This is a genomic window from Paraclostridium benzoelyticum (genome assembly GCF_001006285.1).
GTDB lineage: Bacteria > Bacillota > Clostridia > Peptostreptococcales > Peptostreptococcaceae > Paraclostridium > Paraclostridium benzoelyticum.
This window is the reverse complement of sequence record NZ_LBBT01000254.1, coordinates 1-447: the sequence shown is the minus strand read 5'-3', so window position 1 is coordinate 447 and position 447 is coordinate 1. Positions and strand designations below refer to the sequence as shown.

Annotated in this window: 1 protein-coding gene; it reads left to right on the top strand. The window is 24.2% G+C overall.

Features of this window, described 5'->3' with window-relative positions; genetic code table 11:
- A partial coding sequence (locus tag VN21_RS18705; protein WP_046823651.1) for a hypothetical protein occupies nucleotides 1-377 on the top strand: 377 nt, incomplete at its 5' end.
- Nucleotides 378-447: the final 70 nt, after the last annotated feature.

Below are 447 nucleotides of genomic sequence, written 5' to 3'. Positions count from 1 at the left end.
TAATATTAACTTTATCAGTTGTTATTTTTAGTACTACAGGATGTGAATCCTTAGGAGATTTTAACCTTTTTAAAAAATCAAATTCTAATAAAGAATATTCTATATCAAGTATGCTAGAAAATGCAGCTTTAACAGTTGAAAATATTACTTCTGATGTAATTGGATTCACAAAAGACTTTATAGGGAATGAAGATTTCAGAGAAGATGAGATAGAAAAAATTAAAGAACTACCAAACAATATTAAAGATAATATTGATATATTTGGAAAAAATTCGGATGGTTTTGGATTCAACGAAAGTAGTAGTATTGTAAAATGGGGGGCTGATGTATATCAAAAGGTTAAAGGTTTAATAAATGAGTTGATAGAATTAAATTAGAAGAGAAAAATAAGCATTATATAAAATAAAGCTATATCTTAATATTAAGATATAGCTTTATTTTATATAA